This is a genomic window from Corallococcus llansteffanensis (assembly GCF_003612055.1).
In the GTDB taxonomy this organism is placed as follows: domain Bacteria; phylum Myxococcota; class Myxococcia; order Myxococcales; family Myxococcaceae; genus Corallococcus; species Corallococcus llansteffanensis.
Map to the genome: position 1 here is coordinate 1 of NZ_RAWB01000218.1, position 15,162 is coordinate 15,162.

Below are 15,162 nucleotides of genomic sequence, written 5' to 3' on the forward strand. Positions count from 1 at the left end.
CCCGAGGTGGACACCGCCCCGCTGCGCGAGCACCTGCGCCGGCACCATGTACTCGGGCAGGTGCCGGCGCAGGTGCTCGCGCAGCGGGGCGGTGTCCACCTCGGGCGCGACGTAGGCCACCAGGCGCGCATCGCCGGGCACGTCCTCGCGCACCAGGGCCACGGCGTCCTTGAGGCCCGGGGACGAGCGCAGCGTGGCTTCGATCTCGCCCAGCTCGATGCGGTAGCCGCGCAGCTTCACCTGGAAGTCCAGGCGGCCCATGAACTCCAGCGTGCCGTCCTCGCGCCAACGGGCCTTGTCGCCCGTGCGGTACAGGCGGGCTCCGGGCTCCGTGCTGAACGGGTGGGAGACGAAGCGCTCCGCGGTGAGGTCCGGGCGGCCGAGGTAGCCGCGCGCGACGCCTTCACCGGAGAGGCACAGCTCACCCGGCATGCCGAAGGGCACCAGGCGCTGACGGTCATCGAGGACGTAGGCGCGCACGTTGTCCAGCGGCTGGCCGATGACGGGCAGCGGCTGCGTGGCACCCTGCACCGTCCACGCCGTGGCGTTGACGGTGCACTCGGTGGGTCCGTAGACATTGAAGGCCCGCGTGCGCGTCGTCGCGGCGAGCCTCCGCCACGTCACCGCGTCCAGCGCCTCACCGCCGATGATGAGCAGGGCCGGCACGTGCGCGTGCTCCAGCATCCCCGCGGACAGCAGGAGCTTGAGCTGCGAGGGCGTGCAGTCCAGCGAGTCGATGCGCTCCCGCGCGAGCCACGCGAGCATCGCCTCCGGGTCCTTGCGCGTGTCCTCGGGGACGAGGCACAGGCAGTGGCCGTCGACGAGTTGGATGACCTGCTCCAGGGACGCGTCGAAGTACAGCGGCGCGTTCACGCTGACGCGCAGCCCGCGCTGCGGCTGGACGTAGATGTCCTGGGCCATCGCGTGGTGCAGGTTGAGGACGGAGCGGTGCTGCACCGCCACGCCCTTGGGCATGCCGGTGGAGCCCGACGTGTAGAGGACGTAGGCCAGGTTGTCCGGCCCCACGCTGGAGGACGGTGCCTCCGGCGAGTGGTCCGCCCAGTGCTTCGCGTCGGTGTCGAGCCGCACGAGGTTCCGCACCTCGGGCCGCCACGCCTCCGCCAGCGCCTGGGTGGTCAGCAGCACGGACGCGCCGCTGTCCTTGAGGATGAAGGAACGGCGCGCGGTGGGCGCCGTCGGGTCGATGGGGACGAACGCTCCACCGGCCTTGAGCACCGCCAGCAGCGCGACGATGGACTCGACCGACCGCTCCAGGCACAGGCCCACGGTGACTTCAGGGCCCACGCCCAGCGAGCGCAGGTGCCGGGCGAGCAGGTTGGCGCGCGTGTCGAGCTGGAGGAACGACAGCGTCGTGCCCTCGAACGCCACGGCGTCCGCGTCGGGAGTCCGGGCCACCTGCGCTTCGATGCGGCCGTGCAGCGTGGCCTCGCGGTCGAAGGCCGTGACGTGGCCCGCCACGTCGACCAGCAGGCGCTGACGCTCCTCCGGCGACACGAAGGACAGGTCCGCCAGCGGCGCGTCGGGGCGCTCCAGCACGGCCTCCAGCAGCACGCGCAGGTGCGCCATCAGACGCTCGATGGTGGAGCGCTCGAACAGGTCCGCCGCGTATTCGATGAACCCGACGAAGCCGTCCGCCTCACGGTTCAGGTCGAGGCTCAACTCGAACTGGGCCGTGCCACGGCTGCCCATGTCGGCGCCCTTCACGGAGAGGCCGGGCAGCGCCAGCTCCGGGAGGGGCGCGTTCTGGAGCGCGAACATCGCCTGGAACAGCGGCGTGCGGGACAGGTCGCGCGTCTGTTGCAGCGATTCGACCAGCCGCTCGAACGGGATGTCCTGGTGCTCGTACGCGCCCAGCGTGGTGGTGCGCACCTGCGTGACGAGCTGTCGGAACGAGGGCCGCGCGCCAAAGCTTCCGCGCAGCACCAGCGTGTTGACGAAGAAGCCAATCAGGCCTTCCGTCTCCGCGTGACGGCGGTTCGCGATGGGCGAACCCACCAGCACGTCGTCCTGGCCGGTGTAGCGGTGCAGCACGGTCTGGAACGCCGCCAGCAGCACCATGAAGGGCGTGGCGCCTTCCTTCTGCGCCAGGGCCTCCACCTGCTCCGCGAGGGCGCGCGGGAACTGCACGCGCACCGACGCGCCTCGCTGCGTGGCGACCGCCGGACGCGGCTTGTCGGTGGGCAGGTCCAGCACGTGCGGTGCGCCGGCCAGCTGCTGCTTCCACCAGTCCAGCTGCGCCTTCAGCACGTCACCCTGGAGCCAGCCGCGCTGCCAGACGGCGAAGTCCGCGTACTGCACCGGCAGCTCCGGCAGGGTGGGGGTCTGGCCCTGACGGAACGCCTCGTAGAGCGCGGTCATCTCGCGCACGAGCACGCCCAGGGACCAGCCGTCGGACACGATGTGATGCAGGTGCAGCACCAACACGTGCTCCTGGGCCTCCAGCTTCATCAGCAGGGCGCGGATCACGGGCCCCTGCTCCAGGTTGAATGGACGGCGGGACTCGGCGATGCCGCGTCGCACCGCCTCGGCCTGTCGCTCCGCTTCGTCCAGGCCCGTCAGGTCCACGAACTCGAAGGGCACGGAGGCCTCGGTGTGGATGTGCTGCACGGGCTGGCCGGCTTCCACGCGGAACGTCGTCCGCAGGGATTCATGCCGGGCCATCAGCGCGTCCAGGCTCGCGCGCAGCGCGCCTTCGTCCAGCGCTCCGGACAGCCGCAGCGGCAGCGGCATGTTGTAGAGGCTGCTGCCCGGCTCCAGCTGATCGATGAACCACAACCGCTGCTGCGCGAACGACAGCGGCGGCGCGGTCGTCCTCTCGGCGCGGACGAGCGGAGGCGTCTTGGCGCGGGCGGCCTGGGACAGCCGCTCGGCCAGGGCCGCCAACGTGGGCGCGGTGAACAGGTCTCCCAGCGGCAGCTCCACACCCAACGTGGAGCGGATGCGCGACACCACCTGCGTGGCCAACAGCGAGTGGCCCCCCAGCTCGAAGAAGTTGTCGTGACGGCCCACGTTGGACACGTGCAGCACCTGGCTCCACAGCGCGGCCAGGGCCACCTCGGTGGGCGTCACGGGCGCTTCGTAGGTGCTCGACGGGAGCAGCGAGGCCTCCGGCGCGGGCAGGGCCTTGCGGTCCAGCTTGCCGTTGGACATCAGCGGCAGGACGGGCAGGGCGACGAACGCGGCCGGCACCATGTACTCCGGCAGGTGCCGGCGCAGGTGCTCACGCAGCGGCGCGGTGTCCCCGTCGGTGACGACGTAGGCCACGAGCCGGGCATCGCCAGCGACGTCCTCTCGCACCAGCGCCACCGCGTCCCGGACACCCGGGGACGAGCGCAGCGTGGCTTCAATCTCTCCCAGCTCGATGCGGTGGCCACGGAGCTTCACCTGGAAGTCGAGGCGGCCCATGAACTCCAGGGTGCCGTCCTCGCGCCAGCGGGCCTTGTCACCCGTGCGGTACAGGCGCGCGCCGGGCTCCGTGCTGAACGGATCCGGGACGAAGCGCTCCGCGGTCAGGTGCGGGCGGCCAAGGTAGCCGCGCGCGACGCCTTCGCCGGAGAAGCACAGCTCGCCCGGCATGCCGAAGGGCACCAGGCGCTGCCGCGTGTCGAGCACGTAGGCGCGCAGGTTGTCCACGGGCCGCCCGATGACGGGGGACGTCTGGGCGGCGCCCTGGAGGGCCCACGTCGTCGCGTCGACGGTGCACTCGGTGGGGCCGTAGCCGTTGAAGGCGCGCGTGCGCGTCGTCGTGGCCAGCCGCTGCCACATCACCTCATCCAGCGCCTCGCCTCCGACCGACAGCAGGGCCGGGACGTGGGCGCGCTCCAGCAGGCCGGCGGCCAGCAGGAGCTTGAGCTGCGAGGGCGTGCAGTCCAGCGCGTCGATGCGCCGCTGCTCCAGCCACGGGAGCATCCGCTCCGGATCCAGGCGCACGTGCTCGGGGACGATGCACAGGCAGTGACCGTCGACGAGCTGGATGACCTGCTCGATGGACGCGTCGAAGTACAGCGGCGAGTTGACGGTGACGCGCTGCCCCGACGGCAGGCCCGCGTAGATGGTCCGGGCCAGCGAACGGTGAAGGTTGACCACGGAGCGGTGCTGCACCATCACGCCCTTGGGCGTGCCCGTGGAGCCCGACGTGTACAGGACGTAGGCGAGATTCTGGGGGCCCGCCGAAGGAGGCAGGGCCTCCCCGGAGAGCGCCGCGAGCAGGTCCCGATCCGCGTCCAGCCGCACGACGTGGGCGCCCTCGGGCTCCCACGCGTCGGCCTGGGCCCGCGACGTCAGCAGCACGGACGCGCCGCTGTCCCGCAGGAGCAGCGACTTACGCGCGGCAGGGGCCGCCGGGTCGATGGGCACGAACGCCCCACCGGCCTTGAGCACCGCCAGCAGCGCCACGATGGCGTCCACCGAGCGCTCCAGGCACAGGCCCACCGTCGCGTCAGGGCCCACGCCCAGCGAGCGCAGGCGCCGGGCCAGCTGGTTGGCGCGCGTGTCGAGCTGCCGGAAGGAGAGCGTCGTCTCCTCGTACCTCACGGCGTCCGCGTCCGGCGTGCGGGCCACCTGCGCTTCGATGAGCCCGTGCAGCGTGGCGTCGCGGTCGAAGTCCGCGACGGTGCCGCACAGCTCGCCCACGAGCCGCGCGTGCTCCTCGGACGAGACCTGGGACAGGTCGGCCAGCCGGGCCTCGGGCCGGGCCAGCGCCTCCACGGTCTGGAGCCAGTGGCTCAGCACCCGCTGGATGGCGCCGGGCTCGAAGCGCCGCGCGTCATACGCGAGGTTCAAGCGGAGCTGCGCGCCCGGGATGGCGGAGGCGGAGAGCGGGTAGTGCGTGCTCTCGCCGGTGGTGAGGTCGCGCAGGTCGAGCGCGGAGGAGCGCTTCAGCAGCGCCTCATCGACGGGGAAGTTCTCGAACACGAACAGCGTGTTGAAGAACTGCGTGCCCCGGGGGATGTCGCTCCACGACTGCACCGTGACGAGCGGGGTCTGCTGGTGCTTCTGGATGCCCAGCTGCTGCTCCTGGAGCGACTGGAGCCAGGGCAAGAGGGGCGCGGCCTCGTCGGAGGGGAGCCGGATGCGGACGGGCAGGGTGGTGATGAGCAGGCCGAGCATCGCGTCCGAGCCCGGGAGCTCCGGAGGCCGACCCGCGAGCGTGGTGCCGAAGAGGACGTCCTGCGTGGCGCTGTAGTGCGCGAGCACCACCGCCCACGCGGCCTGCACCAGGGTGTTGAGCGTCAGCTGGTGCTGACGCACGAAGGCCTGGAGGGCCGTGGTGGTCTCCGCCGACAGCGACACTTCCTGGGTGAGCGGGGCGTCGGTGCCCACCACCTCCGCCGCGGTGGGGAGCGCCGCCGGCAGCGGCGTGGGCGTGGACAGCCCGGCAAGGTGCTCGCGCCAGAAGGCCTCGTCCGCGGCCACGTCGGTCTGCTGCAACCACGCGATGTAGTCGCGGAACGGAGGCCGCGTGGACGGGGGCGGCGTCTTGCCCGCCTGGAAGGCGTCGTAGAGCGCGAAGGCCTCCTGGAAGAACAGGCCGGAGCTCCAGCCGTCCATCAGCAGGTGGTGGTGGCTCCACACCATGCGCCACGTCGTGTCGGTCACGCGCATGACGGACAGGCGCATCAGCGGCGCGCGCGCCAGGTCGAACCCGCGCGCACGATCCTCCACGAGCACCTGCTCCAGCCGGGCCTGCTGCTCCTCGGCGGACAGGTGGCGCCAGTCATACTGTTCGAAGGGCAGCGGCGCGTGCGCGTGCACCACCTGGAGGGGGACGTCCAGGTCCTTCCACACGAAGCTCGTGCGCAGGATGGGGTTGCGGTCCACCGCCGCCTGCCACGTCTTGCGGAACAGGTCGATGTCCACGTGCGAGTGGACCGACCAGGAGCGCTGCTCGAAGTAGAAGGCCGCGTCAGGCTCGTAGAGGGCGTGGAAGAGCATGCCCTGCTGCATGGGCGACAGCGGGTAGAGGTCCTCCACGGAGGGCCCCTGCGAGGCCAGCAGCGCGTCGAGCGAGGCCGGAGACAGGCGGGCCAGCGGGAACTCGCCCGTCGTCATCCGGCGGGCGTCCTCGGAGTCCCGCTGCTCGATGAGCGTGCGCAGCGCCGCGAGGAAGTGCTTCGCCAGCGCCTCGATGGTGGCCGCGTGGTGCAGGTGGGGGCTGAAGCCGAAGTCCAGCTGCAGCCGGCTGTTGAGCACGGAGCTGTTGATGACCAGCAGGTGCGGACGTGAAGCCTGCCCCACCACCGGGCTGCCCACCGGCTCATCGCCCAGCGAGAAGAGGGTGCTGGCGGCGGCCGACCCGTCGAGCTGGCCCAGGTAGTTGAACGCCACCTGCGCCTGGGGGAACGCGGCGATCCGCTCACGGACCTCCGGCGGTCCCAGGAAGCGCAGCAGCCCGAAGCCGACGCCGTGGTGCGGCCACTTGCGCAGCGAGTCGCGCACCGCGCGCAGGCTGTCGCCGTAGGAGCCGCCCGGGGGCAGCCGCAGCAGCGCGGGCGTCACGGAGGTGAACCAGCCCACCGTGCGAGACACGTCCGCGTCCGCGAACAGCTCCTCGCGGCCATGGCCTTCCAGGTCGACGAGCAGGTTCGACTGGCCGGTCCACTCGCGCAGCGCGAGCGCCAGCGCCGTCAACAGCACGTCGTTGATCTGGACGCGCCAACCCGTGGGCGTCTCCTGGAGCAGCAGCCGCGTCTCCTCCGGCTCCAACCGGACGGCCACGGAGCGCTGCGAGTCGTAGGTGTTGGAGCCCGACGCATCGACGGGCAGCGGGGCGATGTCCTTGCGCGCCTCGTCCAGCCAGAGCGCGGTCTGGTCGGTCACGGAGGCGGTGAGGGCATGGGCCTCCAGCCGGCGCGCCCAGGTGAGGAAGGACGTCGTCTTCGCGGGCAGCGCGGGGGTCTTCCCCGCGAGCAACTGCTGGTACGCGGCCTCGAGGTCCTCGACGAGCACGCGCCAGGAGACGGTGTCGACCACCAGGTGGTGCACCACGAGCAGCAGGCGCTGGGGCTCCTGCGGGCCGAAGTGGAAGAGCGCGGCGCGCAGCAGGGGCGGCTGGCTCAGCTCGAAGCTGGCCTGGAGCCGGGCGGCCTGCTCCTCCATGGCGCCGAGCCGGGCCTTCGGCGCGAGCGGGGAGAGGTCCACCTGGAGGAGCTGGAAGGAGCCCGCATCGGGCGCGGCGTTGCGCTGGTACCAGGCGCCTTCCCACTTGTCGTCATGGTGGAAGCCCAGGCGCAGGGCGTCGTGGTGGGTGAGCAGCAGCCGCAGGGCCCGTTCCAGGTGCCCGGCCTGCAGGGGCTGACGCGCCTTCAGCAGCAGCGGCTGGTTGAAGTGGTGGGCGTGCTCCGGGTCCCGCTCCAGCAACTCGAGCTGGATGGGGGTGAGCGGGGCTTCGCCCACCACGGGGCCCTGCTCCGCGGTGCTGGCGGTGCTCGCGCGGGCCACGGTCGCCAGCGCGCGCAGGGTGGGGTGCTGGAAGAGATCGCGCACGGCGATCTGCACGCCGGCCTGACGCGCGCGCGCGACGACCTGGAGGCTGATGATGGAGTCGCCGCCCAGGTCGAAGAAGTTGTCATCCAGGCTGATGCGATCGACGCGCAGCACCTGGGTGATCACCGCGGACAGCCGCTGCTCCATCTCCGTGCGGGGCGCGACGTACTCGCGCTTCGAGGTGGAACGCAGGCCTTCCGGCGCGGGCAGGGCCTTGCGGTCCACCTTCGCGTTGGCCGTCAACGGCATGGCCGCGAGGGGCACGAAGGCCGACGGCAGCATGTACTCCGGCAGCCGCTCCAGCAGGAACGCGCGCAGCACGGCCGAGCTCACGTCCTGGTGCAGGACCACATACGCCACGAGGCGCTTGTCACCGGGCACGTCCTCGCGCACCACGGCCACGGCCTCACGCACGCTCGGGTGGGCGCGCAGCGCGGCTTCCACTTCCGCCAGCTCGATGCGGTAGCCACGCACCTTCACCTGGTTGTCCGCGCGGCCGAGGAATTCCATCACCCCGTCCGCCCTCCAGCGCGCGAGGTCTCCCGTGCGGTAGAGGCGCTCGCCCGCCACGGTGGCGAACGGGTTCGGAACGAAGCGCTCCGCGGTCAGGTCCGGGCGCGAGAGGTAGCCGCGCGCCAGGCCATCGCCGCCGATGAACAGCTCGCCCGGGACACCCGCGGGCACCGGCTGCCCGCTGGCGTCCAGCACGTAGAGCTGCGTGTTCGCGATGGGCCGACCGATGGGGATGGTCATGCCCACCTGGGCCGCGTCCGTCATCCGGTGCGTGGACGCGAAGAGGGTCGTCTCCGTCGGGCCGTAGCAGGCCGTGACGGGGATGCCCAGCTCCTGCACCACGCGACGCACGTGGGGCGCGGAGACGACGTCGCCGCCCGTGAGCATCTGCCGCACGTTGCGGAGCGCTTCGGCCTTGAGGTCCACGACCTGGGCGAAGAGACCCGCCGTCAGGTGCAGCGTGGTGACGCGGTGGTGCTCCAGGACATGGGCCAGCAGGTCCAGGTCCGACGGCGACTTGGGCGGGAAGACGACGAGGCGACCGCCGAAGAGCAGCGGTCCCCAGACCTCCAGCGTGGAGGCGTCGAAGGAGATGGGCGCGATGAGCAGGAACGTCTCATCCGGGCCCAGGTGCGCGTACGGCGCGTTGTGCAGCAGGCGCATCACGCCCCGGTGCTCCACGGCGACGCCCTTGGGACGCCCCGTGCTTCCGGACGTGAAGTCCACGTAGGCCAGGTGGCGCGGGTGCGTACCGGCCACGGGACGGGTCGTCGGCTGCTCGTCCAGGCGCACGTCCTCCACGAGGAGGCAGGGCAGCTCCGGCGAGACGGGCAGCGTCGGGCGCAGCGCGCGCGAGGTGATGAGGACCTGAGGCGGCGCGTCCTCCAGCATCGAGGCCAGGCGCTGCACCGGGTACGAGGCATCGAGCGGCACGTAGGCACCGCCGGCCTTGAGGATGGCCAGCAGCGAGACGATCAACTCGACGGAGCGCTCCAGGCAGAGCGCGACGAGGGAGTCAGGGCCCACGCCATGCTGGCGCAACAGGTGCGCGAGCTGGTTGGCCTGCGCGTCGAGCTGCGCGTACGTCAGGCGCGTGTCCCCGAACTCCAGGGCGACAGCGTCCGGGCGCAGGTCGGCCTGCTTCGCGAAGAGGTCGTGGATGCAGGCGTCCGGGTAGGCACCAGCGGTGGCGTTCCACTCCACCAGCACCTGCTGACGCTCGGCCTGGGTGAGGAGCGAGATGTCCGAGAGACGGGCATCGGGCTGCGTCAGGGACTCCAGGGCCTGGGCCCAGTGGCCCAGCACGCGCTGCATCCCCTCGTCGGAGAAGCGGCTCGCGTCGTAGGCCAGGTGGAGCCGGAGCCCGGCGCCCGGGAGGACGGAGGCGGTGAGCGTGTAGTGGCTGCTCTCTCCGGACTCGAGGTCGCGGATGTCCAGCGCGGTGGAGCGCTTGAGCAGCGACGCATCGACGGGGAAGTTCTCGAAGACGAGCAGCGAGTTGAAGAGCGGCGTGCCACGCGGCAGATCGCTCCAGCCCTGCGCGGTGACGAGCGGCGTGTGCTGGTGCTGCTGGATGCCCAGCTGCTGCACCTGGAGCGCCTGGAGCCACGGCAGCACGGGCGCCGTCTCCTGGGGGAGCTGGATGCGGACGGGCAGGGTGGTGATGAGCAGGCCCAGCATCGCGTCCGAGCCCGGGAGCTCCGGAGGACGGCCCGCCAGGGTGGTGCCGAAGAGGACGTCCTGCGTGGCGCCGTAGCGGGCGAGCACCAGGGCCCACGCGGCCTGCGCGAGCGTGTTGAGCGTGAGCTGGTGCTGGCGCGCGAAGGACTGCAGCGCGGTGACGACTCCCGGAGTCAGGGGCAGCGTCAGGCCCGCGGAGGGCGGATCCCCGGCGGTGCGCGCGGCCGCGGGCTGCTCCGCGGGCATGGGCGTGGGGGCGGTGAAGCCGGCGAGCTGGCCGCGCCAGAAGGCCTCGTCCGCGACCGCGTCCGTCTGCTGCAACCACGCGATGTAGTCGCGGAACGAAGGCCGCGTGGAGGGGGGCGGGTTCGTTCCCGTCCGGAAGGCGTCGTAGAGCGCGAAGACCTCCTGGAAGAACAGGCCGGAGCTCCAGCCGTCCAGGAGCAGGTGGTGGTGGCTCCACACCATGCGCCAGTGATCATCCGCGACCCGCACCGCGGCCAGCCGCATCAACGGCGCCCGCGACAGGTCGAAGCCGCGCGCACGCTCCTGGTCGATCAGCTCCGCGAAGCGGGTCTGCTTCTCCTCGGCGGACAGGTCGCGCCAGTCGTGCTGCTCGAACGGCAGCGGCGCGTTCGCGTGCACCACCTGGAGGGGCGCGTCGAGGTCCTTCCACACGAAGCTGGTGCGCAGGACGGGGTTTCTGTCCAGGGCCGCCTGCCACGTCTTCTGGAACAGGGCGATGTCGATGTCCGAGTGGATCGACCAGGTGCGCTGCTCGAAATAGAAGACCGAGTCCGGCGAGTAGAGCGCGTGGAACAGCATGCCCTGCTGCATGGGCGACAGCGGGTACACGTCCTCCACGGACGGGCCCTGCGAGGCCAGCAGCGCGTCGAGCGCGGGCTGGGAGATCTTCGCCAGGGGGAAGTCGCCCGGGGTCCTGCGGCGGGCGTCCTCGGAGTTCCGCTGCGCGATGAGCGTGCGCAGGGCCGTAAGGAACCGCTGCGCCAGCGCCTCGATGGTGGCGGCCTGGTGCAGGTGGTGGCTGAAGCCGAAGTCCATCCGCAGCCGTCCGTCCCGCACCGAGCCGTCTACGGCCAGCAGGTGTGAACGAAGGGACTGGGGCGCCACCGCCGCGCCCACGGGCTCGTCGCTCAGGGAGAAGAGGGTGCTGGCGGCGGCTGAGCCGTCGAGCTGGCCCAGGTAGTTGAAGGACACCTGCGCGACAGGAAGTGCCGCGAGCCGCTGCCGGACATCCGAGGGGCCCATGAAGCGCAGCAGCCCGAAGCCGATGCCGTGGTCGGGCCACTGCTTCAGCGAGTCGCGCACCGCGCGCAGGCTGTCACCGTAGGAGCCGCCCGAGGGCAGCTGGAGCAGCGCGGGCGTCACGGAGGTGAACCAACCGACCGTGCGGGACACGTCCGCGTCCGCGAACAGCTCCTCACGGCCGTGGCCCTCCAGGTCGACGAGCAGGCGCGACTGGCCCGTCCAGTCACGAAGGGCCAGCGCCAGCGCGGTCAGCAGCACGTCGTTGATCTGGGCGCGCCAGGCCGTGGGCGTCTCCTGGAGGAGCAGCCGCGTCTCTTCCGCCTCCAGCCAGACGCCCACCGAGCGCTGGGACTCGCGCGTGTTGGGGCCCGCCGAGTCGACGGGCAGCGCGGCGACGTCCTTGCGGGCGTCATCCAGCCAGAGCGGGGTCTGGGCGTGCAGCGCGTCCGACAGCGCGTGGGTCTCCAGCCGGCGCGCCCAGGTGAGGAACGACGTCGTCTTCGCGGGGAGGACGGGGGGACGCAGCGCGAGCAACTGGTGGTACGCGGACTCGAGGTCCTCGATGAGCACGCGCCAGGAGACGGCATCCATCACGAGGTGGTGGATGATGACCAGCAGCCGCTGATCCTCCCCCGGCCCGGAGTGGAAGAGGGCGGCGCGCACCAGGGGCGGCTGAGCCAGGTCGAAGCTGGCCTGGAGGCGGTTCGCCTGCTCCAGCAGGACGCCCGGGCGGGCCTCCGCCGGGAGCTGGGACAGGTCCACCTGGAGCAACTGGAAGGGCGCCGCGTCGGGCGCGGCGTTGTGCTGACGCCAGCCGTTCTCACGGCTGAAGCGCAGGCGCAGGGCGTCGTGGTGGGTGATGACCGCCTGGAGCGCCTGCTCCAGGTGACTCGCCTGCAGCGGCTGACGGGCCCGCAGCATCAGCGTCTGGTTGGAGTGGTGGGCGTGCTCCGGATCCCGCTCCAGCAACTGGAGCTGGATGGGCGTGAGCGGCACCTCGCCCACGACGGGGCCCTGCTCGGCCAGGCTGCCCGCGCTGACCCGGGCCACGGACGCCAGGGCGCCGAGGGTCGGGTGCTGGAAGAGGTCACGCACGGCGAGCTGCACGCCGGCCTGACGCGCCCGCGCGACGACCTGGAGGCTGATGATGGAGTCGCCACCCAGCTCGAAGAAGTTGTCGTCCACGCCCACGCGCTCGACGCGCAGCACCTGGATCCAGACCTCCGCCAGCCGCTGCTCCATCTCCGTGCGGGGCGCGACGAACTCACGCTTCGAGGTGGCGCGCAGGCCTTCCGGAGCCGGGAGCGCCTTGCGGTCCACCTTCGCGTTCGCCGTCAGCGGCAGGGCCGCGAGGGGCACGAAGGCCGACGGCAGCATGTACTCCGGCAGTCGCTCCAGAAGGAACGTCCGCAGCACGGCCGGGTCCAGGTCCTGGTTCGCGACGAAGTAGACGACGAGCCGCTTGTCGCCGGGCACGTCCTCGCGCACCACGGCCACGGCCTCGCGCACTTCCGGGTGGGCACGCAGCGCGGCTTCCACTTCCGCCAGCTCGATGCGGTAGCCACGCACCTTCACCTGGTTGTCCGCGCGGCCGAGGAACTCCAGCACCCCGTCCTTCCTCCAGCGCGCGAGGTCTCCCGTGCGGTAGAGGCGCTCGCCCGCCACGGCGGAGAACGGGTTCGGGACGAAGCGCTCCGCGGTCAGGTCCGGGCGCGAGAGGTAGCCGCGCGCCAGGCCATCACCGCCGATGAACAGCTCGCCCGGGACACCCGAGGGCACCGGCTGGCCATGCGCATCCAGGACATAGAGCTGCGTGTCCGAGATGGGCCGGCCGATGGGGATGGTGGTCCCCACCTGCGCCGCGTCCGTCATCCGGTGCGTGGACGCGAAGAGGGTCGTCTCCGTCGGGCCGTAGCAGGCCGTGACGGGGATGCCCAGCTCCTGCACCACGCGACGCACGTGGGGCGCGGAGACGACGTCGCCACCCGTGAGCATCTGCCGCACGTTCCGGAGCGCATCGGTCTTGAGATCCACGACCTGGGCGAAGAGACCCGCCGTCAGGTGCAGCGTGGTGACGCGGTGGTGCTCCAGGACGTGGGCCAGCAGGTCCAGGTCCGACGGCGACTTGGGCGGGAAGACGACGAGGCGGCCGCCGAAGAGCAGCGGTCCCCAGACCTCCAGCGTGGACGCATCGAACGAGATGGGCGCGATGAGCAGGAACGTCTCATCCGGGCCCAGGTGCGCATAGGGCGCGTTGTGCAGCAGGCGCATCACGCCCCGGTGCTCCACGGCCACGCCCTTGGGGCGGCCCGTGCTTCCGGACGTGAAGTCCACGTAGGCCAGGTGGCGCGAATGCGTCCCCGCGTGCACGGGCGTCGTGGGCATTCCGTCCAGGCGCAGCTCCTCCACGAACAGGGAGGGCAGGGCGTCGTCCACGGGCAGGGTCGCGCGCACCTCGCGCGTGGTGAGCAGCAGCTTCGGCGGCGCGTCCTCCAGCATCGAGGCCAGGCGCTGCGCCGGGTACGAGGCATCCAGCGGCAGGTACGCGCCACCGGCCTTGAGGATGGCCAGCAACGAGACGATGAGTTCGACGGAGCGCTCCAGGCACACCGCCACCAGCACGTCCGGGCCCACTCCGTGCTCGCGCAGCACGTGCGCCCACTGGTTCGTGCGCGCGTCCAGCTCCGCGTACGTCAGGCGCGTGTCCCCGAACTCCAGGGCGACGGCGTCCGGACGCTGCGCGGCCTGCTGCATGAAGAGGTCCTGGATGCAGGCCTCGCGCGGGTACTCGCCCCGCGTGTCGTTCCACGCGACGAGGATGTTCTGCCGCTCGGCCTCGCTCATCATCCGCAGGTGCGCGAGCGGGGCCTCCGGCGACGCGACGACCTCCCGGGCGATGCCCACGAGGTGCTCCGCCATGCGCTCCACGGTGGCGGCGTCGAAGAGGGCGGTGGCGTACTCGAAGCGGCAGGAGAACCCCGTGCGCGTCTCGAAGACCTCCAGGCCCAGGTCGAACTTGGCCGTGTCGTTGGGCACCTCCACCGGGCCAAGCTCCAGCGTCGGCAGCTGCGCCTTCGCCTCCGGCGTGTTGAGCACGTTGAGGACGACCTGGAACAGCGGCGTGCGGCTCAGGTCGCGCGGCAGGCCCAGCGTGTCGAGGATGCGCTCGAACGGCGCGTCCTGCCGCGCGTAGGCCTCCAGCGACTGGGTGCGCACGCGGCCCAGCAGCTCGACGAACGACGGCGCCCCGTCCAGCCGGCTGCGGAAGGCGAGGGTGTTGAGGAAGCAGCCCAGCAGCCCCTCCACCTCGGGACGCGTGCGGCCCGCGATGGGCGTGCCGATGACGAAGTCGGCCTGCCCCGAGTAGCGCGACAGCAGCGTCTGGAAGAGCGCCATCATCACCATGAACGACGTGGCGCCGTGGCGACGGCCGTAGGCCAGCAGCGGTTCGGCCACGTCGGCCGGGAACTGGAAGCGGTACACCGCCCCCGCGAAGGACTGCACGGCGGGACGCGGCCGGTCCGTGGGCAGCTCCAACGCCGGAGCCCCCAGCAGGCGCTGCTTCCACCAGGAGACCTGCGCCTCCAGCACGCCGCCTTCCAGCCACTCGCGCTGCCACACCGCGTAGTCCGCGTACTGCACGGGCAGCGGGGGCAGGGGGGACTCCTTCATCCCCGCGCTGTACGTCGCGTAGAGCACCGTCAGCTCCCGCGCGAGCACCATGGTGCACCACGCATCCGCCACCGCGTGGTGGAGCACCAGCGTCACCACGTGCACCCGGGGCTCCACGCGCAGCAACAGCGCGCGGACCACGACCTTCTCCAGGTCGAAGGGAATCATGGTGTGGGCCTGGCACAGGCGGAGCAGCTCCGCCTCGCGGGCCTCGGGCGTCGCGCCGGGCACTTCGACCTTCCGCATGGGCAGGCCGCGCGCCGGGTGGATGAGCTGCACCGCGCTGCCGCCCGCCAGCGAGTACGTCGTGCGCAGCACTTCGTGCCGGGCCACCAGCTCATCCAGCGCCGCCTGGAGCGCGGCGACATCCAGGTCGCCGGTGAGCCGGAACGTGGACGCGTTGTTGTACGCGCCGCTCTGGGGCTCCAGCTGCTGGAGGTACCAGAACCGCTGCTGCGCGAAGGACAGCGGCAGCGGCCGGTTCCGCGGCACCAACGGGATGGGCGGCGGCCCGCTGGGGGC

The 15,162-nt window shown here is 71.8% G+C and carries 1 protein-coding gene; it reads right to left on the bottom strand.

What is annotated here, in order from left to right; translation table 11 throughout:
• Positions 1 to 15,162, bottom strand: a 15,162-nt coding sequence (locus D7V93_RS20735) for a non-ribosomal peptide synthase/polyketide synthase (protein ID WP_120645068.1), incomplete at both ends; no start/stop codon positions are given.